Consider the following 20,580-nt stretch of genomic DNA (forward strand, 5'->3'; position numbering starts at 1 on the left):
TATATTGGGCGGAACGATCGGCGCGTTATCCTCGCCACCCGACACGCAGAGCGCCGACGCCCGGGAGGACGCCCTTGACGATGACCGACGCGACGATGCGCCCCGCTCCCTTGGTGGACCCCTTCGGCCGCGCCGTCACCTACCTGCGCGTCTCGGTGACCGACCGCTGCGATTTCCGTTGCGTCTACTGCATGGCGGAGGACATGAGCTTCCTCCCCAAGGCCGAGGTGCTGTCTCTGGAGGAGATCGACCGGCTCTGCACCGCTTTCGTCAAGCTCGGCACCCGCAAGCTGCGCCTGACCGGCGGCGAGCCGCTGGTGCGCCGCGACATCATGAACCTGATCACGTCGCTCGGCCGCCACGTCAAGGCGGGCGACCTCGACGAGCTGACGCTGACCACCAACGGCTCGATGCTGTTCAAGTACGCCGAGGGGCTGGTAGACGCGGGCGTGAAGCGCATCAACGTGTCGCTCGACACCCTCGACCCGCACAAGTTCCAGGCCATCACCCGCTGGGGCAAGTTCGGCAAGGTCGCGGAGGGCATCCAGGCCGCCAAGAACGCCGGCCTCGCCGTCAAGATCAACGCGGTGGCGCTGAAGGGCGTCAACGACGACGAGTTCCACCGGATGGTGGAATGGTGCGGTGAGCGCGGCTTCGACCTGACCTTCATCGAGGTGATGCCGCTGGGCGACCTGGGCGACGTCTCGCGCCTCGACCAGTACATACCGCTGACGCAGGTACGCGCGGAGCTGGAGACGCGCTGGACGCTGGAGGACACCGACTACCGCACCGGTGGCCCGGCCCGCTACGTGCGGGTCAAGGAGACCGGCTGCCGCGTCGGCTTCATCACGCCGCTGACGCACAATTTCTGCGAAAGCTGCAACCGGGTGCGGCTGACCTGCACCGGCACGCTGTACATGTGCCTGGGCCAGGAGGACGCCGCCGACCTGCGCACGCCGCTGCGCCTGAGCGACGACAACGGCCTGCTGATCGACGCCGTGCGCGCCGCCATCCAGCGCAAGCCGAAGGGCCACGACTTCATCATCGACCGCAACCGCCACGGCGCCGCGGTGTCCCGGCACATGAGCGTAACGGGCGGGTAAGGGGGCGTCTGGTAGAGGTGCCTGCGTTGCCCCCCAGCCGAGGATTCCCCCTGCCCCCGACCTGCGCTATGGTCGCGGCACGATGACCGACCCTGCCGCCCCGACCTTCCGCCACGATCCGCCGCACATCGCCTTCGTGTGCGCCGACACCGAGGAGGCCCGCCGCGCCCGCACGCGGCTGGTGCACCGCTACGGCAACGTGCCGATCGGCATGGCCGACGTCATCGTCGCGCTGGGCGGCGACGGCTTCCTCCTGGAGACGCTGCACCGCGCACTGGGGCGCGGTGGCTGCTCGCCGAAGCCGGTGTACGGCATGAACCGCGGCTCGGTCGGCTTCCTGCTCAACGCCTACCGCGAGGACGACCTGGTGGAGCGCGTCCAGCGCGCCCAGCACGTCACTCTGCACCCGCTGCGCATGAAGGCAACGCGGGTCAGCGGCCCGACCGTCGAGGCCATCGGCATCAACGAGGTTTCGCTGCTGCGCGAGACCCGGCAGGCGGCCAAGCTGCGCATCACCGTGGACGACAAGGTCCGCCTGCCCGAGCTGATCTGCGACGGCGCGCTGGTCGCCACGCCGGCCGGCAGCACCGCCTACAACCTGTCCGCCCACGGGCCGATCATCCCGCTGGGCGCCGGCATCCTGGCGCTGACGCCGATCAGCGCGTTCCGCCCGCGGCGCTGGCGCGGCGCGCTGCTGCCGCACACCGCGCACATCAGCTTCGACGTGCTGGAGACCGCCAAGCGCCCGGTCAGCGCCGTGGCCGACTTCACCGAGGTGCGCGAGGTCGAGCGCGTCGAGGTGACCGAGGCTCGCGACGTCTCGCTCACCCTGCTGTTCGACCCGGAGTTCAACTTCGAGGAACGCATCCTCAAGGAGCAGTTCGAACCCTGACGGCCTGCTCCGCCTCGGACGGCCTATGCGCCCGCCTGGCCGCGGAGCGTGGCGGCGATGTCCTGGCACGCCTCGTTGTACCAGCGGTTTCCTTCCTGCTCGTGTTCGCATTGCGATCGCTCGGCCAGCCTCGCGGCCTCCTCCAGCGCCTCGCGGCGGGTGGCGCGGATCGCGTCCTCGACAACGCGGATCTGCTCGCTCCGGCTCAGACCGAACATCGCGGACACTGCCGACTCGGCTTTCTGTTTCGGGATCATGCGCGACTCCTGGTGGGGAGCACCGGACGGACCATCATCTCCCGGCGCTCCGACGGGCTGTAAACGATATGGCTCGTCCGTTTCCCTTCAACCAGGGAGGGCGCGGCGGCTACTCCGCCGCCCGGCGCGCCGTGCGGCTGCCGGCGTAGGCGCAGATCTCGCGGGCGAGCGCGGTCAGGTCGCGCTGCACCACCGCGAAGCCGGCGTGCTTCTCCAGCGTCTCCTCGTTCATGTAGAGGCGCCGGTTGACCTCCAGCTGGATCGAGTGGCGGCCGCGCCCCGGCTTGCCGTAGCGCCGCACCAGTTCCACCCCCTTGTAGGGGTGGTTGAGCGCCACCGCGTAGCCGTGGGCGCGCAGCGTCCGCACCACCAGATCGACGAAGGCGCGCTCCGACGTGGTGCCGTCCCGGTCGCCGACGACGAAGTCCGCCCCGCCGCCATCGCCGCAGGACGGCATGGAGTGGCAGTCCACATGCCACGAGGCGCCGAAGCCCGCCACGTTGGCGTTGATCGCCGCGGCGACCTCGGCGTGGTAGGGGTGGTAGTAGCGATCGAGGCGCGCCGCCACATCCTCGACGCTCAACTTGCCGGGGTAGAGCGGCATGCCCGGCCGGCACAGCGTGCGGATCAGGCCGAGGCCGCCGGCGCTCTTGGCGCTGGGGCGCAGCGGCAGCGGCCAGCGGCCGTCCAGCAGCTTGGGGTCGAGGTCGTCGGCGGCGCGGTTGGCGTCGATGTAGGTGCGCGGGAACAGCGCGCACAGCAGCGTGGCGCCGAACGTTGGAACCGCGCCGAACAGTTCGTCCACGTAGGTGTCCTCGGCCTGGCGCAGCACCGGGTCCGGGCAGAGGTGGTGGAAGTCAAGCGGGTAGACGCTGCCGCTGTGCGGCGAATCGAACAGCACCGGCAGGCGCAGCCCCACCGGATCATGACGGACGAGGACCCCCTCGATCACGAAGCCCATGGCATCCCGCCGCCGCTTCCTGCCGCAACCGATTCTCAAGTGGCTGCGTATAGACGAGGCGGCAACCCGCCGTCGACCGAAAACTGTCATCATCCCTGTGACCGCCCGGGGCTGGCGTGTCATGCCCCGCTCCGCCATACTCCCCGGCGACCCCGGGCCCGCAATCGCAGAGCGTCCCTTGACCGAGTCCAGCACCGCCATCGACCTGACGCCGCCGGACGTCGCGCCCTACCGCCGCGGCAACACCGGGATCGACTACGTCACCACGCTGGAGAGCGGGCGGCCCGGCCCGCACACGGTGATCAACGCGCTCACCCATGGCAACGAGGTCTGTGGCGCCATCGCCATCGACACGCTGTTCCGCCTCGGCGTGCGGCCGACGCGCGGCCGGCTGACGCTGGCGCTGGCCAACGTCGCCGCCTACCTGGGCTTCGATCCCGACAACCCTTACGCCTCGCGCTGCGTCGAGGAGGATTTCAACCGGGTGTGGTCGCCCGAGGTGCTCGACGGCCGCCGCGACTCGGCCGAGCTGCGCCGCGCCCGCGAGCTGCGCCCGGTGTACGACAGCGCCGACCTGCTGCTCGACGTCCACTCCATGACCAACGACACCGCGCCGCTGACCCTGTGCGGACGCACCGCGCGCGGGCGGGAGTTGGCCAGACGCCTCGGCTACCCGTCCTGGATCGTCGCCGACGGGGGGCACGCGTCGGGGCGGCGCCTGCTCGATTACGGCGCGTTCGCCGCGGCCGACGGCGGCCCCACCGCGCTGCTGGTTGAGTGCGGGCAGCACTGGAAGGCCGCCACCGCCGAGGTGGCGGTGGAGACCTGCCTGCGTTTCCTGCTGAACGCCGACATGATCGACGCCGACGTCGCCCTACCGTTCCTGCGCAAGCGCGACGAGCCGCTGCGCATGGTCGAGGTGACACAGGCGGTGACCCCGCACACCGACTCCTTCGCCTTCGTCCGCGCCTTCACCGGGCTGGAGGTGCTGCCGCGCGCCGGCACGTTGATCGGGCGTGACGGCGACACGCCGGTGCTGACGCCGCACGACGACTGCGTGCTGATCATGCCGGCGCGCCGGGCCAAGGCCGGGCAGACGGCGGTGCGGCTCGGCCGGCTGGTGCGCTGATGCGCGGCCGATGGCGGCCGCTGCTGCTGGCCCTGGCGGTCGGCACGGCAGGCGGCGCGCTGTTCAACCATTTCCGGATGCCGCTGGCGTGGATGATCGGCTCCATGCTGTTCACCACGGCCGCTGCCATGGCGGCGCTGCCGGTGGCGGTACCGAAGCCGTTGCGCGGCACCATGATCACCGTGCTCGGCATCATGCTGGGCAGCGGCTTCACCCCGGCCATCGTGGCGCAGATGGGCGGCTGGACGCTGACGCTGTCCGGGCTGCTGGTCTACATCGTCGCCGCCACCGTGGCCGGCCTCCTGTACCTGCGCCGCGTCGCCGGATACGACCCGGTGACCGCCTACTTCACCGCCACCCCCGGCGGCCTCAACGAGATGGTCCTGGCCGGCACCGCCATGGGCGGCGACGACCGCACCATCTCGCTGGTGCACGCGCTGCGGGTCATGCTGGTGGTGATGGTGATCCCGTTCTGGTTCCAGGCGCTGGGCTACTACGCGCCGGGGCAACGCCGGCCGCTCGGCCCCGACCTGCTGGCGGTGCCGCCGGCGGACCTTCTGCTGCTGGCGTCCTGCGCCGTCGGCTACCCCGTCGCGCGGGCGCTGCGCATCCCGGCGGCGCAGATCGTCGGGCCGATGCTGGTGTCCGCCGCCATCCACCTCGCCGGCCTGACCGAGGGCAAGCCGCCGGGCGCGCTGGTCGCCGCGGCGCAGGTGGTGGTCGGCGCCTCGCTGGGCTGCCGCTTCGCCGGCGTCCGGCTGCGCGAGGTCGGCCGCGGTGCCGTGGTGGCGGCCGGCGGCACGGCGCTGATGCTGGTCCTGGCGGTGGGGTTCGGCAGCGCGCTGAACGCCGCCACCGGATTCGGCATGGCCGGGCTGATCCTCGCCTTCGCCCCCGGAGGGCTGGCGGAGATGAGCCTGATTGCGCTGGCGCTGGGCGTCGATGTCGCCTTCGTCTCCACCCACCATGTGGTGCGCATCCTGCTGATCGTCACGCTGGCTCCCGCCGTGTTCCTGCTGTGGCGGCGCTGGACGGCCCGCCGTTCCCGCGGGGCGTGATAAAGTTCGCGCCAACACCATTGTGCGACGCAGCAATTTCCATTGAAAGTCAATCAAAGAAGCAATAAATTGGTATTACCTGTTTCCGTTATGGTCACTCCGTCATGCTGGTCCGCCGCGATCTCACCCTGATCTCGGAACTGGAAGCGTTCTGGGATCTCCGGCGGGGCGGCCGGACGATGCCGTCGCGCCGCGACTTCATCGCCGAGGAATTCCGGCCCTGGTTTGGCCACGTCCGCATGCTGGCGGTGGAGCTGGAGTCGCTGCGCTTCAAGGTGACACTGGAGGGCACGGCGATCCGCGACCTCGCCGGCGAAGACTTCACCGGTCGCTACCTGGACGACGCCTACAAGGCGGCGCACCGCGAGATCCTGCTGGGCCCCTACCGGGAGTGCGTGCGGACCCGCAGGCCACGCCTCGACACTCTGTTGCCCGGCATGGCGTTGCAGAACTTCACGGTGCTGGAGCGGCTGATGCTGCCGTGCGGCGAGGACGAGCGGGTGACGCACCTGATCGTCGCCCTGTACGCGCACGGCTTCCGGCGCAGCGGCGGTTCGATCTACGCGGAATAAGGCGTCAGGAGGCCCGACGCGCCGCCGTGGACGGGCGGCGCGGCGCGCCGACGTTGCGCGGCGCCGGCTTCGACGGTTCGGAAGCCGGCTGCTGCATCTCGCGGGTGATGCGCGCGGCGATCTCGGCGAAATCGGGCCGGCCGACATGGGCGCTCAGCTCGCGCAGCAGCTCCGTGCGATCCTTCTGCATCGACACCCCTCCTCCAAGCGGTCTCGCCGCCGATTACCTTGGAAGTGTCTAAAATTTTTCTTAACCGTGCAAGCTGGATTTCCTGCCCACACCGTCAGGCACGGCCATGACGAAGGAATGAAGCGACGCGTCACTTCTTCGCCACCGGCCGCCCCTTCTCCCACATCGCGTTGGCCTGGAACAGCGGGACGGTGGAGATAGACATCTTGGCCGAGGCGTCCTTCACCTGCCGCGAATAGACCACGTAGACCAGGGTGTCGTTCACCCGATCGTAGATGCGGCGGATGGCGATCGACTTGAAGATCAGGCTCTTGCGCTCGGAGAACACCTCCTCGCCCTTCTGCGACAGGTCGATGTCGCCGACGCTTACCGGCCCGGTCATGCGGCAGGCAATGGAAGCGTTGGACGGGTCCTCGAACCAGTTGCCCTTCGACAGCCGGTCGATCAGCGAGCGGTCGAAGTCCACCAGATGGCAGGTCACGCCCTTCACCTTCGGGTCCTCGATGGCCTGGACGATCAGGCCGTTGCCGGTCCAGTCGTTGCTGAAGCGGCCGACGTCCTCCGCCTGCGCCGGTCGGGCCACCCCGAGCAGCGCGAGAGCCGACAGGGCGGCCAGGGTGTTTAGCAGGGGCAGGCGCGCGCGCATCGCCGGGTGTCTCCAGGAAAGCGGTGTCGAACCCGCAACATCTGGCCCCGCCCGCGCCGGCTTCAAGAACCTTTGGGGGCCCCGCCGCCGCATGTCCGATCGCACCGCCGACTCCACGCTCGACAATCCCCCGCCGCCGGTGACCGAGCCGCTGCCCCCGGCCAAGCATCCGCGCAACCCGATGACGGTCGCGGTGATGGGGCTGTTCGTCATCGCCGTGCTGTACACCGTGTATTTCGGGCGCGACGTGCTGCTGCCCATCGCGCTGGCGCTGATCCTGAGCTTCCTGCTGCGCCCGCTGGTGCGCGGCCTGTACCGCCTGCGCATTCCCGAGGGGATCGGCGCCGCCATTATGGTGCTCGTGGTGTTCGGCATGGTCGGCGCCGGCATCTACACGCTGATCGGACCGGCGACCGAGTGGATCGACCGCGTGCCGCGCGTCATGCACGAGTTGGAGTTCAAGCTGGGCGACATCCGCGAGGGGCTGGAGCGCGCCCGCAAGGCCTCCCAGCAGATCGAGCGGATCGCCGGCCCCGATGGCGAGGCGGCGCGCGAGGTGGTGGTGCGCGGCCCGTCGCTGGCCGACCAGGTGCTCAAGCAGACCGAGGCGGTGATCGCCAACGTCGTGATCCTGCAGGTGCTGCTGTACTTCTTCCTGGCTCGCGGCCGGCAGAGCCTGGAGGCGCTGATCGGCACCATGCGCAGCATCGACGACCGCGTCCACTACGCCATGGTGGCGGGAACGGTGCAGCAGAACATCGCCGTCTATCTGGCCACCATCACCGTCATCAACGTCGTGCTGGGCATCGCCACGGCGCTCCTGATGTGGGTGCAGGGCATGCCCAACCCGACGCTGTGGGGGGCGATGATTACCTTCCTGAACTTCATCCCGTTCATCGGGCCGGCGGTGATGACGGCGGTTCTGTTCCTGGTGTCGGTGCTGACCTTCGACGGGTTGTTCAACATCCTGACGCCGCCCTTGTCCTTCGTGGCGCTGGCGACGATCGAGGGCAACTTCCTGACGCCGATGATCGTCGGCCGCCGGCTGTCGCTGAACCCCATCGCGGTGTTCGTGTCGATCCTGTTCTGGGGCTGGATGTGGGGCATTCCCGGCGCGCTGCTGGCGGTGCCGATCCTCGCCATCTTCAAGATCCTGTGCGATGCTCACGAACCGGCGAAGGCGATCGGCGCCTTGCTGGGGGACTGACGCGAAGAAGGCTTGGGCGATGGTGAGCGGATTCACGCTGTTCGTGCTGGCGCTGGTGGTGCTCGCGCTGGCGCTGGTGGTGCTGGGCGTCAAGACGGTGCCGCAGGGGCAGGAGTGGACGGTGGAGCGCTTCGGCCGCTACACCCGCACCCTGACGCCGGGCCTGCATCTGGTGATCCCGGTCATCGACCGCATCGGCCGCCAGCAGAGCATGATGGAGACGGTGCTCGACGTCCCCTCGCAGGAGGTCATCACCAAGGACAACGCCATGGTGACGGTGGACGGCGTCGTCTTCTACCAGGTGGTGGACGCCGCCAAGGCGTCGTACGAGGTCAACAACCTGCAGCTCGCCATCCTCAACCTGACCATGACCAACGTGCGCACGGTCATGGGCTCCATGGACCTGGACGAGCTGCTGTCCCAGCGTGACAAGATCAACGCGCAGCTGCTCTCGGTGGTGGACGAGGCGACCGGCCCGTGGGGCGTCAAGGTCACGCGAATCGAGATCCGCGACATCCAGCCGCCGCGCGACCTGGTGGACAGCATGGCCCGCCAGATGAAGGCGGAGCGCGACCGCCGCGCCGTCATCCTCGAGGCCGAGGGTCTGCGCCAAGCCGCCATCCTGCGCGCCGAGGGCGAGAAGCAGGCCGCCATCCTCCAGGCCGAGGGCCGGCGCGAAGCCGCCTACCGCGACGCCGAGGCCCGCGAGCGCGAGGCCGAGGCCGAGGCGCGCGCCACCACCATGGTGTCGCAGGCGGTGAACACCGGCAGCGTGCAGGCGATCAACTACTTCGTCGCCCAGCGCTACGTCGAGGCGCTGACCAAGATGGCCTCGGCGCCGAACCAGAAGGTGCTGTTCCTGCCGCTGGAGGCCACCGGCGTGATCGGCGCCATCGGCGGCATCGCCGAGATCGCCCGCGAGGCGTTCAAGGGCGGTGGCGATGGCAGAGGTGCGGCCCCCACGCCCGAACCGCCGCCGCGTCCGACGCCCCCGCCGCCCCCGGCCCCACTGCCAGAGCCGCCGCGCTCGGGCCCCTGGGGGGAAACGGGCGTGGAGATCGCGTAGACGATCCTTGTCCCTCCCCCGCCCCCGGCGGGGGAGGAAGGGACCCGCGCCGCAGGCGTGGGAAGGTGGGGGCTACGGCGTCTGTGGCAGGCGTTGAGTCTCGGGGACGCCGCTGCCCCCACCCAACCCTCCCCCAGCGGAGCTGAGGGAGGGCTTACGACAGCCCCGCCCTATCGCTCCGATCCGCACATCCGATTGGACGCGGCGCCCCTCGCACACCATCCTCTCCTGTAGGGACCATCCGAAGGAGAGCCGTCATGCAACGCCACAAGAGAGCCATCGCCCAGGCCGCCGCGGCGGACGGCTGGGTTCTACCGGCCGGCAGCCTGATGTTCGCCGCCTCCGTCCTCACCCTGTGGACCCTGCTGCACTGATCAGCGCCGCGGCTTCGCCCGCGCGGTGGGCTCGGCCTGCATCGGGTCGTCCGGCCAGTAGTGCTTGGGGTACTGCCCCTTGAGGTCGGCCTTCACCGCCTTGTAGGCGTTCGCCCAGAAGCTCGCCAGGTCGCGCGTCACTTGCACCGGCCGGCGCGCCGGGCTCAGCAGGTGCAGCAGCAGCGGCGCCCGGCCGCCGGCCACCCGCGGCGTCTCCGCCAGCCCGAACATCTCCTGCAGGCGCACCGCCAGCACCGGCTCCTCGCCCGTGTAGTCGATGGGCACGCGCGAGCCGCTCGGCACCTCCACGTGTGTCGGCGCCTCGGCGTCCAGGCGCTTCTGCATCGCCCACGGCAGCAGCCCCCGCAACGCGCTCGACAAATCGATGCGCTCCAGATGCGCGCGGCGCGACACGCCCTCCAGGAAGGACGCCAGCCACTCCTCCAGGCCTTCCTGCAACGCCGCGTCGCCGACGTCCGGCCACTCTTCCCCCTCGATGCGGCGCAGGAAGGAGACGCGCGCCTGCCACTTGCGCAGCTCGTCGCTCCACGGCAGGCACGCCAACCCCATTTCCCGCACGCCCTGGAGCATCGCCGCCGTCACCGCCTCGGCCGGCGGATTGCCCAGGCGCTCGTCCTTGAGGATCAGCGCGAACAGCATGCGCCGCCGCCGCGCCAGCACCAGCTGCTCGCGCGAGTCCCAACTCACCACCGTCTCGGTGCGGACATGCTCGGCGAAGGTCTCCTCCAGCTCCGCCAGGGTAACCGGGGCGGCCAGGAAGATGCGGGACTCGCGCGCCGCACCGTCCAGGTCGGCGACCGCCAGCCAGTCTTCCGCCGACAGCGGCTCCGGCTCGGGGAAGAACGCGCCGCGGCCGTTGGACAGGCGGTACTGCGTCGCCGGGCCGCTGTTCCCCGGACGGCGCTGGCCGATGCGGTCGGGATAGGCCAGCGCCACCAGCAGCCCGGTGGACCCGACTTCGCCCTCACCGTCGCGCACGCGCAGCTGACGCATCCACTGCCGCGATTGCCGGAGCGCCTGCTGCGCCCCGGCGCGCTCCACCGTCAGGCCGCGCCCGGCCCGCATGCGGCCGTCCTCGTCCAGCGCACGAAGCAGCTCGACGCGCAGGCGCAGGTCGGCGTCACGGAAGCCCGGCTGGGCGCGGACGATGTCGCGCTCGCCGAGCAGCGCCGCCACTTGGCAGGCCAGCCCGCCCAAGCCCATGTCCTTGCCAGCCAGCATCATGTGGGCGAGGCGCGGGTGCACGCCGAAACCGGCCATGCGGCGGCCGTGTGCGGTGATGGCGTTGTTGGCGTCCAGAGCGCCCAGTTCGCGCAGCAGTTCGCGCGCCTGCGCCATCGCCGCGGCCGGCGGCGGGTCGAGCCATGCCAGCGAATTGGGATCGCTCACCCCCCACATCGCCAGCTCCAGCGCCAGGGGAGCCAAGTCGGCGTCGAGGATCTCCGGCGGGGTGAACGGGGCGAGCGCCTTGTGCGTCGCCTCCGGCCACAGGCGGTAGCCGATGCCGGGCTCGAGGCGGCCGGCGCGGCCGCGGCGCTGCTCGGCCGAGGCCTGGGAGACCTTCACCGTCACCAGCCGCGTCATGCCCGAGCGCGGATCGAAGCGCGGCACCCGCATCAGGCCGCTGTCGACCACCACGCGGATGCCTTCGATGGTCAGGCTGGTTTCGGCAATCGGTGTGGCCAGCACCACCTTGCGCGTGCCCGGCGGCGTCGGGCCGATGGCGCGGTCCTGTGCGTCGGCCGGCAGGTCGCCGTACAGCGGGGCGAGTTGCACGTCGCTGGGAACGGCGCCCTCCAACAGGCTTTGCACGCGGCGGATCTCCCCCGCGCCGGGCAGGAAGACCAGCACGTTGCCGCGCTCCTCGGCGAGCGCCCGGCGCACCGCGGCGGCCACCGCGTCCTCGACGCGGGTGCCCTGGGCGGGCGCGTCGAGGTGGCGGGTCTCCACCGGGAAGGCGCGGCCCTCGCTGGTGACGATCGGCGCGTCGAGCAGCGCCGCCACCGGCCCGCCGTCCAGCGTCGCCGACATCGCCACCAGCCGCAGATCGTCGCGCAGCGCGCAGCGCGATTCCTGGACCAGGGCCAGCGCGAGGTCGCTGTCGATGCCGCGCTCATGGAACTCGTCGAACAGCACGGCGCCGACGCCGGACAGCTCCGGGTCGTCCTGCAGCTGGCGCAGGAACAGGCCGTCGGTCACCACCTCGACGCGGGTCTTCAGCCCCACCTTGGTGTCGAGGCGGACGCGGTAGCCGACCGTCTCCCCCACCGCCTCGCCCAGCATGGACGCCATCCGCCGCGCCGCGGCGCGCGCTGCCAGCCGGCGTGGCTCCAGCACGACGACCTTGCGCCCGGCCAGCCACGGCTGGTCGAGCAGCGCCAGCGGCACCCGCGTCGTCTTGCCGGCGCCGGGAGGGGCCTGAAGGACGGCAACGCCGCGCCCGGCCAGGGCGGCCAGAAGGTCGGGGAGGACGGGATCGATCGGCAGGGGAGGAAGAGGGGGAATCGCCATGCCCCTTGCTGGCGCGCCGCGCCCCAGAAATCAAGAGCAGGAAATCAAGAGGCGGGTGCGAGCCGCCGCACCCAGCCCAGCGGCCGCCCGTCGATCACCGCCAGCCCCAAGCCGATCAGCGCCATGCCGGCGGCCTGCCGCGGCTCCACCGCCTCGCCCAGCACCACGGCGCCGAGCAGCAGGGCGCTGACCGGGATCAACAGCGTGACCAGCATCGCGTTGGTCGCCCCCGCCCGCGCCATGATGCGGAAGTACAGCACGTACGCCCCCGCGGTGCCGAGCAGCGCCAAGCCCACCAGCGCTCCCCACGTCTCCGCTCCCGGCACGGCACCCTCCCATGGCCGGTCCACCAGCAGCGCCACCGGCAGGATCATCAGCGCCGAGGCGGTGACCTGCCCCGCGGCGGTCACCAATGGCGGGGTGCCGCGGAATCGCCGGCCGTAGATCCCGGCGCAACCGTAGGACAGCGCCGCCCCCAGGACGGCGAGCTGCGCCAGCACCGCCGTCCCGGCACCGCCCAGCGCCTCCGGTCCGACGATCACCCCCACGCCGCCGATGCCCAGCAGCACGCCAGCCAGCCGCGGCGCGGTCAGGCGCTCGTCCGCCGTCAGCGCGTGGGCAAGGACGACGCCGAACAGCGGCGTGGTGGCGTTGAGGATGGCGGCCAGCCCGCTGGCGATCTGCGTCTGCCCCCAGACGATCAGGCTGAACGGCACGAGGTTGTTCAGGAACCCCAGCACGAAGAACGGCCGCCACGCCCGCGCCGAGTCCGGCATCCGCAGCCCCGCCGCGCGCACCACCAGCGCCAGCGCCGCGGCGGCCAGCCCCACCCGGGCGAGCACCACGGTGAACGGCCGCAGTTCAGCCACCGCCATCTTGCTGAACAGGAACGCGCCGCCCCACAGCACGGACAGCAGGATCAGCATCAGCCACTCAGTCAAGCCCATGCGCGGCGCGGTCATGCGTTCCCATCCCCCGGTTCGCTTTTCGGCAGAATGGCGGGGCCGGGGCGGCAGGGCCACCCGGTTCTTGCGCCGCTTGGCGGGGAGTGCTCACCCCTGGTTCGCCCGCCGCTCGGCGATCAGCTCCTCGACCAGCCTGGTCAGGCGGGTGATCTCCTGTTCGCGCAGGAGGTCGAGCTTCTGGTGCAGCAGCTCGATCTCCAGCTCGGCCTTGAGGTTGATGTGGTAGTCCTGCTCGGCCTTGCGGCGGTCGATGTCGGCTTGGCGGTTCTGGCTCATCATGATGATCGGCGCCGTGTAGGCGGCCTGGAAGGACAGCACCAGGTTCAGCAGGATGAAGGGGTACGGGTCCCAGCGGTAGGCCCAGGCCAGCACGTTGGCGAGGATCCACAGCGCCAGGATCGACGACTGGATGATGATGAAGCGCCAGGAGCCGACACTCGCCGCCACCCGGTCGGCGACGCGGTCGCCGAGCGACAGCGCCTCCTGGTGCACCCGCCGGTGCGCCGGGCGCAGCTTGCGCAGGTGATCGAGGTCGAGGGTGTGGTTGGGCGTCTGGCCTGGCATGGGCGGGGCTCTCCGGAACGATGCCGAGGGGGCCGGGTCGCGGCCCCCTCGCATCATCGCTCAGCCCTTCAGCGCGGCCCAGTCGATTTCGTACTGCTTGTCCGCGGGCTTGAAGCCCTTGAACGCGGCGATGACATCCTCGTCCGGCACGCCGGCCGGGATGTTCTGCACCTCGTAGACCACCGACGACCCGCTCGTCGGCCCGACGTCCGCGTTGCGGTGCGCCTTGGAGACCAAGCCTTCGCCCGCAACCTTGATCATCATCGATGCCATGTCCTGCTCCCGTGGATTCATCCGATCCCGGGGGCGATTCCAAACGCGCGGCGGGCGTTGGCCGCCCGTCCGATGCTTCGTCTTGCGACGATATAACCTCAAAATAAATATGGTTTCCAGCGGATCGTGCGATCAGGGCGCGGCAGCCGCGTAGTCCCGCAGCCGCACCGGCACCCGCCGCGATCCCCATTCGCCGTGCGCCGCCTCGAACACGCCCGCCAGCGCCGCACCGCACCGGCCGCACGCACCGCACGCGTCGAGGTTCCAAGCGGACAGCGTGTAGCCGCTGCGCCCGATCAGCAGCTGCCCGCAGCACGGGCAATAGGTGCTGGAGTTCGCCAGGTCCCGCACGTTGCCGACGTAGACGTGGTGCAGCCCGTTCCGCTTGGCGATGGCCCGGGCGCGCAGCAGCGTGCCGTGCGGCGTCCAGTCCTTGTCGCGCATCTTGTAGTCGGGGTGGAACGCGGTGAAGTGCAGCGGCACGTCCGGCCCCAGGTTCTCGCGGATCCAGCCGGTCATGGCGTCCAGCTCGGCGTCGCTGTCGTTCTCGCCGGGGATCAGCAGCGTGGTGATCTCGAACCAGACCTCGGTCTCGTGCTTCAGGTACTTGAGGGTGTCCAGCACCGGGGCGAGGTGGGCGCCGGTGACCTTGTGGTAGAAGTCCTCGGTGAACGCCTTCAGGTCGACGTTCGCGGCGTCCATGTGGCGGTAGAACTCCGCCCGCGGCTCCGGGCAGATGTAGCCCGCCGTCACCGCCACCGTCTTCACCCCGCGCTCGTGGCAGGCCTGCGCCACGTCCACCGCGTATTCCAGGAAGATGACGGGATCGTTGTAGGTGAACGCCACCGAGCGGCAGCCGGTGTCCGCCGCGGCGCGCGCGATGACCTCCGGCGCGGCGGAGTCGGCCAGCGTGTCCGTCTCCCGGCTCTTGGAGATGTCCCAGTTCTGGCAGAACTTGCAGGTCAGGTTGCAGCCCGCCGTGCCGAAGGACAGGACCGGCGTGCCGGGCAGGAAGTGGTTCAGCGGCTTCTTCTCGATGGGGTCGATGCAGAAGCCGGAAGAGCGCCCGTAGGTGCTGAGCACCAGCTGGTCGCCCTGGCGCTCGCGCACGAAGCACAGCGCCTGCTGCCCGTCCGACAGCTTGCAGGCGCGCGGGCAGAGGTCGCACTGGATGCGCCCGTCGTCGAGCGCGTGCCAGTAGCGGGCAGGAAACATGTGGGTCATGTGACAGGCGGTGCTGTGTTGAAAAAGCCGACGGGACGACCGACATTCGGTCTATCCCCGAATTCATAGATGGGCAGCGCCCAACCCATGTCCAACACCATGACGCATCTGCGCGCGCCGGCCGTGGCGGGCTCGTTCTACCCCGCCGACCCGGCACTTCTCGACCGGGTGGTGGCCGAGTGCGTGGCGGGCGCCGGCATCGGCCCGGTGCCGGCCAAGGCGATCATCGCGCCGCACGCCGGCTACGTCTATTCCGGCCCCATCGCCGGCACCGCCTACGCCGCGGTGAAGCATCTGGGCGACCGGGTGACGCGCGTCGTGCTGCTCGGCCCGGCGCATCGTTGGCCGTTCCGCGGGCTGGCGGCGCCCAGCGCCGACGGGCTGGTGACGCCGCTGGGCGTGGTGCGGGTGGACCGCGCGGGGCTGGACGCCATCCTCGGCCTGCCCGACGTGCAGATCCTCGACGATGCCTTCGAGGGCGAGCACGCGCTGGAGGTCCACCTGCCCTTCATCCAGCGCACCTTCCCGAACGCCGCGGTGGTGCCGCTGGTGGTCGGCCACTGCGCGCCGCAGACGGTGGACACGGTGCTGGAGCGGCTGTGGGGCGGGCCGGAGACGATGATCGTCGTCTCCTCCGACCTCAGCCACTTCCACGACTACGACACCGCGCGGCGCCTGGACCTCGCCGCCTCCCAGGCCATCGAGGCGGCGGAGCCGGAGACGTTGAGCGGCGACGCGGCCTGCGGCTTCCTGCCGATCTCCGGCCTGCTGCTGCGCGCTCAGGCGCTGGACCTGCGCGTCACCACGCGCGACCTGCGCAACTCCGGCGACACGGCGGGCGACAAGCGGCGGGTGGTCGGCTACGGCGCCTACACGCTGGAGCCCGCCGACACCGCCCGTCTGACCGACGCCGAGCGCCGCCAGCTGCTCGACGCCGCGCACAACGCGCTGGAGCACGTGGTGCGCACCGGCCGGCCGCCCGAGGTGGCGGTGGAAAGCTTCCCCATGGCCCTGCGCGCGGTGCGCAAGACCTTCGTGACGCTGGAGATCGACGGCGACCTGCGCGGCTGCATCGGCAGTGTGCAGGCGGCGAACCCGCTCGTGCGTGACGTGGTGACCAACACCTGGAAGTCGGCGATGCAGGACCCCCGCTTCGGCCCGCTGACCGCGGCCGAGCTGCCGAAGGTGGCGATCACCGTGTCGATCCTCAGCCACAACCGGCCGATGGCGTTCTCCGACGAGGCGGACCTGCTGCGCCAGTTGCGCCCCGGGGTGGACGGGCTGATCCTACAAGATCGTGGCCGTGGCGCCCTGTTCCTGCCCAAGGTGTGGGACGTCCTGCCGGACAAGCACCTGTTCCTGCGTCACCTCAAGGCAAAAGCGGGGCTCGATCCCGATGTCGAAACCGGGACGATGAATGCATTTTGCTTCACAGCGGAAACGTTCGGCACGGATGAACCCTAGGTGCGCTGCAATGTAAGCGCGTTCAGAATTTATTAATTACACGTACATTACTATGATGGTGGGGTGGAGGATCCACGGAGGCTGACATGCCCGCCGTTATGGACGCCGAACAGCGCCACAAGCTCGAGGAGGCCTTGATCCGCAAGGCGGAGGAGCACGTGCGCGCCATGCGGCGGATGGCGGAAGGCAACGACCCCGACGTGGTCGAGCAGCAGGCCAACACGCTGGCCGATCTGCTGAAGGCCAAGGAGTTCCCCAGCCAGCGCGCCACCGAGTTCCGCGAGACCGCCAAGGCGCTGCAGCGCAACGCCTACCAGCTCAGCGTCGACACGCTGATCCGCGAGGCGGAGCGCAAGGGCCACGCCGGCGACGACAAGGGCCGCAACGAGGTGCTGACCAAGGCGAAGACCCATTTCGCCAAGGCGGTGCGCTACGGCGCCGACGACGAGTTCCGCTCGGGCGTCGAGCGGCGGGTGCAGGCGGCGCTGCTGACCAGCGCCGACGGCGTGGACGAGCGCACCAAGAAGGCCAACGCCCGCAAGCTGGAGCTCACCGAGAAGCCCGGGCCGAAGCCGCCGGGCGGCGTCGAGCGCCGGCGCGCCATCCGCTACATGGACCCGGTCCTAACGGTGGACATCGCCGGCCACCGCTACCGCACCGTCAACTGGTCGATCCGGGGCCTGCTGCTGGAGACCTACCGGGGCGAGCTGATGGTGAGCGCCGGAACGCGCCTGAAGCTCGACATCCGCTGCGAGGACGTCCCCGACCACCCGGCGGTCCACGCCATCGCCCACGTGATCCGCCTGGACAAGGAGCGCCATGCGTTGGCCGTCGCCTTTCCGGAGATGAGCGAGGCGATCATCGAGCTGTGCCGGGCGATGAAGAGCGTGGGCATCCAGCCGGAGATGGAGCGGTAGGGGCACAGCCCCCGGCCGCTCCCCCTGCCTCTCATCCGCGTCCGAGCAGATCCTTCACCCGCTCCGCCAGCTCGCCCAGCGGCACCTCGACCTGTTCGCCCTTCACGAGGTGCTTCACGGTCGCCGTGCCGCGGGCCTTCTCGTCGGAGCCCATGAGGACCACCACCGGGATGCCGGCCTTGTCGGCGTACTTCATCTGCTTGGCGATCTTGCCGCCTTCCAGCTGGATCTCGGTGTTGAGCCCGGCGGCGCGCAGTCCGGCGGCCATGCGGAAGTAGTCCGGCCCCAGCGCCGCGTCCATCTGGGTGACCAGCACTTGCGCCGTGGCGCCGGCGTCCTTGATCAGGCCGGCGTCCATCAGCTGGTAGAACAGGCGGGTGGCGCCGATGGAGATGCCGACGCCGGGCAGCGTCGACTTGGTGTAGTGGCTGGCCAAATTGTCGTAGCGCCCGCCCGAGCAGACCGAGCCGATGCCCTTGTGGTCGTTCAGGAAGGTCTCGTAGACGGTGCCGGTGTAGTAGTCCAGGCCGCGGGCGATGGCGAGGTTGATGCGGACGTAGCCGTCCGGCACCTGGAAGGCCTTCAGGCCCTCGATGACGGTGGTCAGCTCATCGACGCCCTTGAGGAACGTCTCGTTCTGGATGCCGAGCCCGCGCAGCGCCGCCAGCGTCTCGTCGTTCGACTTTTCCTCGGCGATCAGGGAGAGGATCTTGTCGGCCACGTCGCCGGGGACCTTCAGCTCCTCGCCGGTGAGGTTGGCGCGCACCTTGTCGCGGCCGATCTTGTCCAGCTTGTCGATCTCGCGCAGCACCAGCACGCGGGTCTCCGCTTGCGCCAAGCCCAGCCCGTCCAGCAGGCCCAGCAGGATCTTGCGGTTGTTGACGTTGATGGTGAAGCCGCCGAAGTCCAGCTCGCGGAAGACGTGGTAGATCACCGCCGGCATCTCGGCGTCGTAGTGCAGGGACAGGCTGTCCTTGCCGATCACGTCGATGTCGCACTGGTAGAACTCGCGGAACCGGCCGCGCTGGGCGCGCTCGCCGCGGTAGACGCGCTGGATCTGATAGCGGCGGAAGGGGAAGGCGAGGTCGCGCTCGTGCTCCGCCACGTAGCGGGCTAGCGGCACCGTCAGGTCGAAGCGCAGCGCCATGTCGGGCTTGTGGCCCTGGGCGATGGCGCCGGTGCTCTGCACGAAATAGACCTGCTTCTCGGTCTCGCCGCCGGACTTGGTGAGCAGCGTCTCCACCGTCTCGAACACCGGGGTTTCCACGGGGACGAAGCCGAAGCGCTCGTATCCGCGGCGGATGGTGTCCAGCATGCGCTGGAAGGCCACCTGCTGGCGCGGCAGCAGTTCCATCACGCCGGGCGGGGTGCGGGGGGTGATCAGGCTCATGGTGTCCGGTTCCGGTCTCGGGAGGTGCCGTTTTTAGCGGCTTTGCGGGCGTCCGTCACCCCCGCACGAAAAATCGCGAGACCCCCGAAAATTTGGCGCGAAAAATTTTCGGAAGGGCGTGGAATGAAGGGCGCGGGGGCCGCGTTCGTATAGGTGCGATCCACTTGATCGCGACACACGCAATCGGAGGTCATTTATGACTCGCTTCGCCAATCGTGGGATTTTTGCCTCGGCGTTCTCCACCTTCGCGGTTGCCGCGGCCCTGGTGGCTGGCCCCGTGGCCCTGGCCCACGCGGCGGACACCGCCACGCCCCCGGCCGCCCAGCCGTCCACCTCGACGACGGCTGTCGCTCCGGGCAAGAGCGTGCAGACCGGCACCAGCGATACCGCGGCGCCGGCCCAGAAGACCGACAAGGTGACCACCATGGGCAAGGCGACCGACAAGACCGCCACGCCCTCCGTCGCCGAGACTCCGAAAGCCGCCGACGCGGCCAAGCCGGCCAAGGGCGACGCCCACAAGGCCGACGCCGCCAAGGCCGCCCAGAGCAAGGAGCACGCCCCTGCCCCGCAGGCGAACGAGCACGCGACCACCAAGAAGCCCTGACGTCGCGGCCGGACGGGCGGCGCCCCTCCCCACCTGGGAGGGGCGCCCTCGCCCCGGTTGAGCCCGGCGCCGGGAGCGTCTAAAAGACGCGGGTCCTCCCCGGCACCCGGAGCCTCGACCGCCATGCCCACCGACCGCCTGATCCTGCGCCGCCCCGATGACTGGCACGTGCACCTGCGCGACGGTGCCATGCTGAAGGCGGTCCTGCCCTTCACGGCGCGCCAGTTCGGCCGCGCCATCGTGATGCCGAACCTGAAGCCGCCGGTGGTCACCGCCGCCGACGCCCGCGCCTACCGCGAGCGCATCCTGGCGGCGCTGCCGGAGGGCTTCGCCTTCACGCCGCTGATGACCGCCTACCTGACCGACACCACCGACGCCGACGACCTCGCCCGCGGCACGGCGGAAGGCGTGTTCTCGGCCGTGAAGCTCTACCCCGCCAACGCCACCACCAACAGCGCGCACGGCGTCACCGACCTCCGCAAGGTCGAGGGCGTGCTGGAGCGGATGGCCGAGATCGGCCTGCCCCTGCTGATCCACGGCGAGGTCACCGACCAGAGCGTGGACGTCTTCGACCGCGAGGCGGTGTTCATCGACACCGTGCTGGCCCCGCTGCTGGAGCGCCATCCCACGCTCCGCGTCGTGCTGGAGCACGTGACGACCGAGGAAGCGGTGAACTTCGTGCGCTCGCAAGCCGCATCCGGCCGGCTGGGCGCCACCATCACGGCGCACCATCTGCTGATCAACCGCAGCCACCTCTTCCAGGGCGGTATCCGCCCGCACCTCTACTGCCTGCCCATTGCCAAGCGCGAGAAGCACCGCCGCGCCCTGCTCGAGGCCGCGACCTCCGGCGAAGGCCCGTTCTTCCTGGGCACCGACACCGCCCCGCACACGGTGTCCGCCAAGGAGTCCGCCTGCGGCTGCGCCGGCTGCTTCACCGCGTCCAACGCGCTGGAGCTGTACGCGCTGGCCTTCGAGGAGGCCGGCGCCCTGAACACGCTGGAAGCCTTCGCCAGCCTGAACGGCCCGCGCTTCTACCGCCTGCCCGCCGCCGAGGAGAAGGTGGTGCTGGAGCGCACCCCCGGCCCGGTGCCGGACATCATCCTGCTGCCCGAGGGCGACGGCGTCCTGCCCTTCAAGAGCGGCGAGACGCTGCCCTGGCGGTTCGCCGGCGGGGTGTGAGGGTCGGCGCCGG

The 20,580-nt window shown here is 70.3% G+C and carries 21 protein-coding genes; 11 read left to right on the forward strand and 10 right to left on the reverse strand.

Features of this window, described 5'->3' with window-relative positions:
- Window positions 1-80: 80 nt before the first annotated feature.
- Window positions 81-1,103, forward strand: a complete 1,023-nt coding sequence (moaA, locus tag ACRWK7_RS02305; protein WP_431854576.1) for a GTP 3',8-cyclase MoaA — start codon at window positions 81-83, stop codon at window positions 1,101-1,103.
- A gap of 82 nt (window positions 1,104-1,185) precedes the next feature.
- Window positions 1,186-1,995, forward strand: a complete 810-nt coding sequence (locus ACRWK7_RS02310) for an NAD kinase (RefSeq protein ID WP_431854550.1) — start codon at window positions 1,186-1,188, stop codon at window positions 1,993-1,995.
- Between the two features lie 23 nt (window positions 1,996-2,018).
- On the opposite strand, the gene ACRWK7_RS02315 is transcribed toward ACRWK7_RS02310, so the two are convergent.
- Window positions 2,019-2,252 carry a hypothetical protein gene (locus tag ACRWK7_RS02315; RefSeq protein ID WP_431854551.1) on the reverse strand — a complete coding sequence of 78 codons (234 nt, stop codon included), beginning with the start codon at window positions 2,250-2,252 and terminating at the stop codon, window positions 2,019-2,021.
- Window positions 2,253-2,361: 109 nt separating this feature from the next.
- Window positions 2,362-3,213, reverse strand: coding sequence for an N-formylglutamate amidohydrolase (locus ACRWK7_RS02320; RefSeq protein ID WP_431854552.1), 852 nt, complete (start codon window positions 3,211-3,213; stop codon window positions 2,362-2,364).
- 178 nt (window positions 3,214-3,391) lie between these two features.
- Between ACRWK7_RS02320 and ACRWK7_RS02325 the strand changes: the two genes are divergently transcribed.
- The 3 genes from ACRWK7_RS02325 (at window position 3,392) to ACRWK7_RS02335 (ending at window position 5,972) form a co-directional block, all read left to right on the forward strand.
- Window positions 3,392-4,342 carry a succinylglutamate desuccinylase gene (locus tag ACRWK7_RS02325; RefSeq protein WP_431854553.1) on the forward strand — a complete coding sequence of 317 codons (951 nt, stop codon included), beginning with the start codon at window positions 3,392-3,394 and terminating at the stop codon, window positions 4,340-4,342.
- Window positions 4,342-5,400 carry an AbrB family transcriptional regulator gene (locus ACRWK7_RS02330; protein ID WP_431854554.1) on the forward strand — a complete coding sequence of 353 codons (1,059 nt, stop codon included), beginning with the start codon at window positions 4,342-4,344 and terminating at the stop codon, window positions 5,398-5,400. The genes ACRWK7_RS02325 and ACRWK7_RS02330 overlap by 1 nt, the downstream gene beginning before the upstream one ends.
- Before the next feature lie 104 nt (window positions 5,401-5,504).
- Window positions 5,505-5,972 (forward strand): PAS domain-containing protein, encoded by a 468-nt coding sequence (locus ACRWK7_RS02335; RefSeq protein ID WP_431854555.1) that lies wholly within the window; start codon window positions 5,505-5,507, stop codon window positions 5,970-5,972.
- 4 nt (window positions 5,973-5,976) lie between these two features.
- Here the strand turns inward: ACRWK7_RS02335 and ACRWK7_RS02340 are convergent, their stop codons facing one another.
- Both ACRWK7_RS02340 and ACRWK7_RS02345 read right to left on the reverse strand, forming a co-directional pair.
- Window positions 5,977-6,162 carry a hypothetical protein gene (locus ACRWK7_RS02340; protein ID WP_431854556.1) on the reverse strand — a complete coding sequence of 62 codons (186 nt, stop codon included), beginning with the start codon at window positions 6,160-6,162 and terminating at the stop codon, window positions 5,977-5,979.
- 130 nt (window positions 6,163-6,292) lie between these two features.
- Window positions 6,293-6,808: a CreA family protein gene (locus ACRWK7_RS02345; protein WP_431854557.1), complete on the reverse strand. Its 516-nt coding sequence runs from the start codon at window positions 6,806-6,808 to the stop codon at window positions 6,293-6,295.
- Window positions 6,809-6,899: 91 nt separating this feature from the next.
- Between ACRWK7_RS02345 and ACRWK7_RS02350 the strand changes: the two genes are divergently transcribed.
- Entirely contained in the window at window positions 6,900-8,015 is a 1,116-nt protein-coding gene (locus ACRWK7_RS02350) for an AI-2E family transporter (RefSeq protein ID WP_431854558.1), read from the forward strand.
- 19 nt (window positions 8,016-8,034) lie between these two features.
- Window positions 8,035-9,081, forward strand: a complete 1,047-nt coding sequence (locus ACRWK7_RS02355) for an SPFH domain-containing protein (protein ID WP_431854559.1) — start codon at window positions 8,035-8,037, stop codon at window positions 9,079-9,081.
- 374 nt (window positions 9,082-9,455) lie between these two features.
- On the opposite strand, the gene hrpB is transcribed toward ACRWK7_RS02355, so the two are convergent.
- The 5 genes from hrpB to amrS form a co-directional block, all read right to left on the reverse strand.
- Window positions 9,456-11,987 (reverse strand): ATP-dependent helicase HrpB, encoded by a 2,532-nt coding sequence (hrpB, locus tag ACRWK7_RS02360; RefSeq protein WP_431854560.1) that lies wholly within the window; start codon window positions 11,985-11,987, stop codon window positions 9,456-9,458.
- A gap of 44 nt (window positions 11,988-12,031) precedes the next feature.
- Window positions 12,032-12,949 (reverse strand): DMT family transporter, encoded by a 918-nt coding sequence (locus tag ACRWK7_RS02365; RefSeq protein WP_431854561.1) that lies wholly within the window; start codon window positions 12,947-12,949, stop codon window positions 12,032-12,034.
- Window positions 12,950-13,039: 90 nt separating this feature from the next.
- A complete protein-coding gene (locus tag ACRWK7_RS02370) occupies window positions 13,040-13,516 on the reverse strand; it encodes a DUF1003 domain-containing protein (RefSeq protein WP_431854562.1) in 477 nt (158 codons plus the stop codon).
- A gap of 60 nt (window positions 13,517-13,576) precedes the next feature.
- Window positions 13,577-13,789, reverse strand: coding sequence for a hypothetical protein (locus tag ACRWK7_RS02375; RefSeq protein WP_431854563.1), 213 nt, complete (start codon window positions 13,787-13,789; stop codon window positions 13,577-13,579).
- A 132-nt stretch (window positions 13,790-13,921) separates the two neighbouring features.
- Complete coding sequence (gene amrS / locus ACRWK7_RS02380) at window positions 13,922-15,004, reverse strand: AmmeMemoRadiSam system radical SAM enzyme (RefSeq protein ID WP_431854577.1); 1,083 nt, start codon at window positions 15,002-15,004, stop codon at window positions 13,922-13,924.
- Between the two features lie 96 nt (window positions 15,005-15,100).
- Between amrS and amrB the strand changes: the two genes are divergently transcribed.
- Together amrB and ACRWK7_RS02390 are read left to right on the forward strand one after the other, a co-directional pair.
- Complete coding sequence (gene amrB / locus ACRWK7_RS02385) at window positions 15,101-16,477, forward strand: AmmeMemoRadiSam system protein B (RefSeq protein WP_431854564.1); 1,377 nt, start codon at window positions 15,101-15,103, stop codon at window positions 16,475-16,477.
- A gap of 86 nt (window positions 16,478-16,563) precedes the next feature.
- The gene (locus tag ACRWK7_RS02390; protein ID WP_431854565.1) at window positions 16,564-17,394 is read left to right on the forward strand and encodes a hypothetical protein; all 831 of its coding nucleotides are present in this window, start codon (window positions 16,564-16,566) and stop codon (window positions 17,392-17,394) included.
- Between the two features lie 31 nt (window positions 17,395-17,425).
- Here the strand turns inward: ACRWK7_RS02390 and hisS are convergent, their stop codons facing one another.
- A complete protein-coding gene (gene hisS / locus ACRWK7_RS02395; RefSeq protein WP_431854566.1) occupies window positions 17,426-18,784 on the reverse strand; it encodes a histidine--tRNA ligase in 1,359 nt (452 codons plus the stop codon).
- 196 nt (window positions 18,785-18,980) lie between these two features.
- Here hisS and ACRWK7_RS02400 point away from each other — a divergent pair, with 196 nt between their 5' ends.
- Together ACRWK7_RS02400 and pyrC are read left to right on the forward strand one after the other, a co-directional pair.
- On the forward strand, window positions 18,981-19,388 hold the full coding sequence (locus tag ACRWK7_RS02400) for a hypothetical protein (RefSeq protein ID WP_431854567.1): 408 nt from the start codon (window positions 18,981-18,983) through the stop codon (window positions 19,386-19,388).
- A 123-nt stretch (window positions 19,389-19,511) separates the two neighbouring features.
- Entirely contained in the window at window positions 19,512-20,567 is a 1,056-nt protein-coding gene (gene pyrC / locus ACRWK7_RS02405) for a dihydroorotase (RefSeq protein WP_431854568.1), read from the forward strand.
- Window positions 20,568-20,580: the final 13 nt, after the last annotated feature.

It is taken from the genome of Azospirillum sp. (assembly GCF_050789165.1).

Excerpts from the sequence above, each read along its gene's own strand:
- ACRWK7_RS02345 (WP_431854557.1), bottom strand. The coding sequence starts at position 6,808 with ATGCGCGCGCGCCTGCCCCTGCTAAACACCCTGGCCGCCCTGTCGGCT.
- ACRWK7_RS02375 (WP_431854563.1), bottom strand. The coding sequence starts at position 13,789 with ATGGCATCGATGATGATCAAGGTTGCGGGCGAAGGCTTGGTCTCCAAG.
- moaA (WP_431854576.1), top strand. The coding sequence starts at position 81 with ATGACCGACGCGACGATGCGCCCCGCTCCCTTGGTGGACCCCTTCGGC.
- ACRWK7_RS02335 (WP_431854555.1), top strand. The coding sequence starts at position 5,505 with ATGCTGGTCCGCCGCGATCTCACCCTGATCTCGGAACTGGAAGCGTTC.
- ACRWK7_RS02355 (WP_431854559.1), top strand. The coding sequence starts at position 8,035 with ATGGTGAGCGGATTCACGCTGTTCGTGCTGGCGCTGGTGGTGCTCGCG.
- pyrC (WP_431854568.1), top strand. The coding sequence starts at position 19,512 with ATGCCCACCGACCGCCTGATCCTGCGCCGCCCCGATGACTGGCACGTG.
- ACRWK7_RS02350 (WP_431854558.1), top strand. The coding sequence starts at position 6,900 with ATGTCCGATCGCACCGCCGACTCCACGCTCGACAATCCCCCGCCGCCG.
- ACRWK7_RS02310 (WP_431854550.1), top strand. The coding sequence starts at position 1,186 with ATGACCGACCCTGCCGCCCCGACCTTCCGCCACGATCCGCCGCACATC.
- ACRWK7_RS02320 (WP_431854552.1), bottom strand. The coding sequence starts at position 3,213 with ATGGGCTTCGTGATCGAGGGGGTCCTCGTCCGTCATGATCCGGTGGGG.
- hisS (WP_431854566.1), bottom strand. The coding sequence starts at position 18,784 with ATGAGCCTGATCACCCCCCGCACCCCGCCCGGCGTGATGGAACTGCTG.
- ACRWK7_RS02370 (WP_431854562.1), bottom strand. The coding sequence starts at position 13,516 with ATGCCAGGCCAGACGCCCAACCACACCCTCGACCTCGATCACCTGCGC.
- hrpB (WP_431854560.1), bottom strand. The coding sequence starts at position 11,987 with ATGGCGATTCCCCCTCTTCCTCCCCTGCCGATCGATCCCGTCCTCCCC.
- ACRWK7_RS02365 (WP_431854561.1), bottom strand. The coding sequence starts at position 12,949 with ATGACCGCGCCGCGCATGGGCTTGACTGAGTGGCTGATGCTGATCCTG.
- amrB (WP_431854564.1), top strand. The coding sequence starts at position 15,101 with ATGTCCAACACCATGACGCATCTGCGCGCGCCGGCCGTGGCGGGCTCG.
- ACRWK7_RS02400 (WP_431854567.1), top strand. The coding sequence starts at position 18,981 with ATGACTCGCTTCGCCAATCGTGGGATTTTTGCCTCGGCGTTCTCCACC.
- ACRWK7_RS02315 (WP_431854551.1), bottom strand. The coding sequence starts at position 2,252 with ATGATCCCGAAACAGAAAGCCGAGTCGGCAGTGTCCGCGATGTTCGGT.
- ACRWK7_RS02340 (WP_431854556.1), bottom strand. The coding sequence starts at position 6,162 with ATGCAGAAGGATCGCACGGAGCTGCTGCGCGAGCTGAGCGCCCATGTC.
- ACRWK7_RS02330 (WP_431854554.1), top strand. The coding sequence starts at position 4,342 with ATGCGCGGCCGATGGCGGCCGCTGCTGCTGGCCCTGGCGGTCGGCACG.
- amrS (WP_431854577.1), bottom strand. The coding sequence starts at position 15,004 with ATGTTTCCTGCCCGCTACTGGCACGCGCTCGACGACGGGCGCATCCAG.
- ACRWK7_RS02390 (WP_431854565.1), top strand. The coding sequence starts at position 16,564 with ATGCCCGCCGTTATGGACGCCGAACAGCGCCACAAGCTCGAGGAGGCC.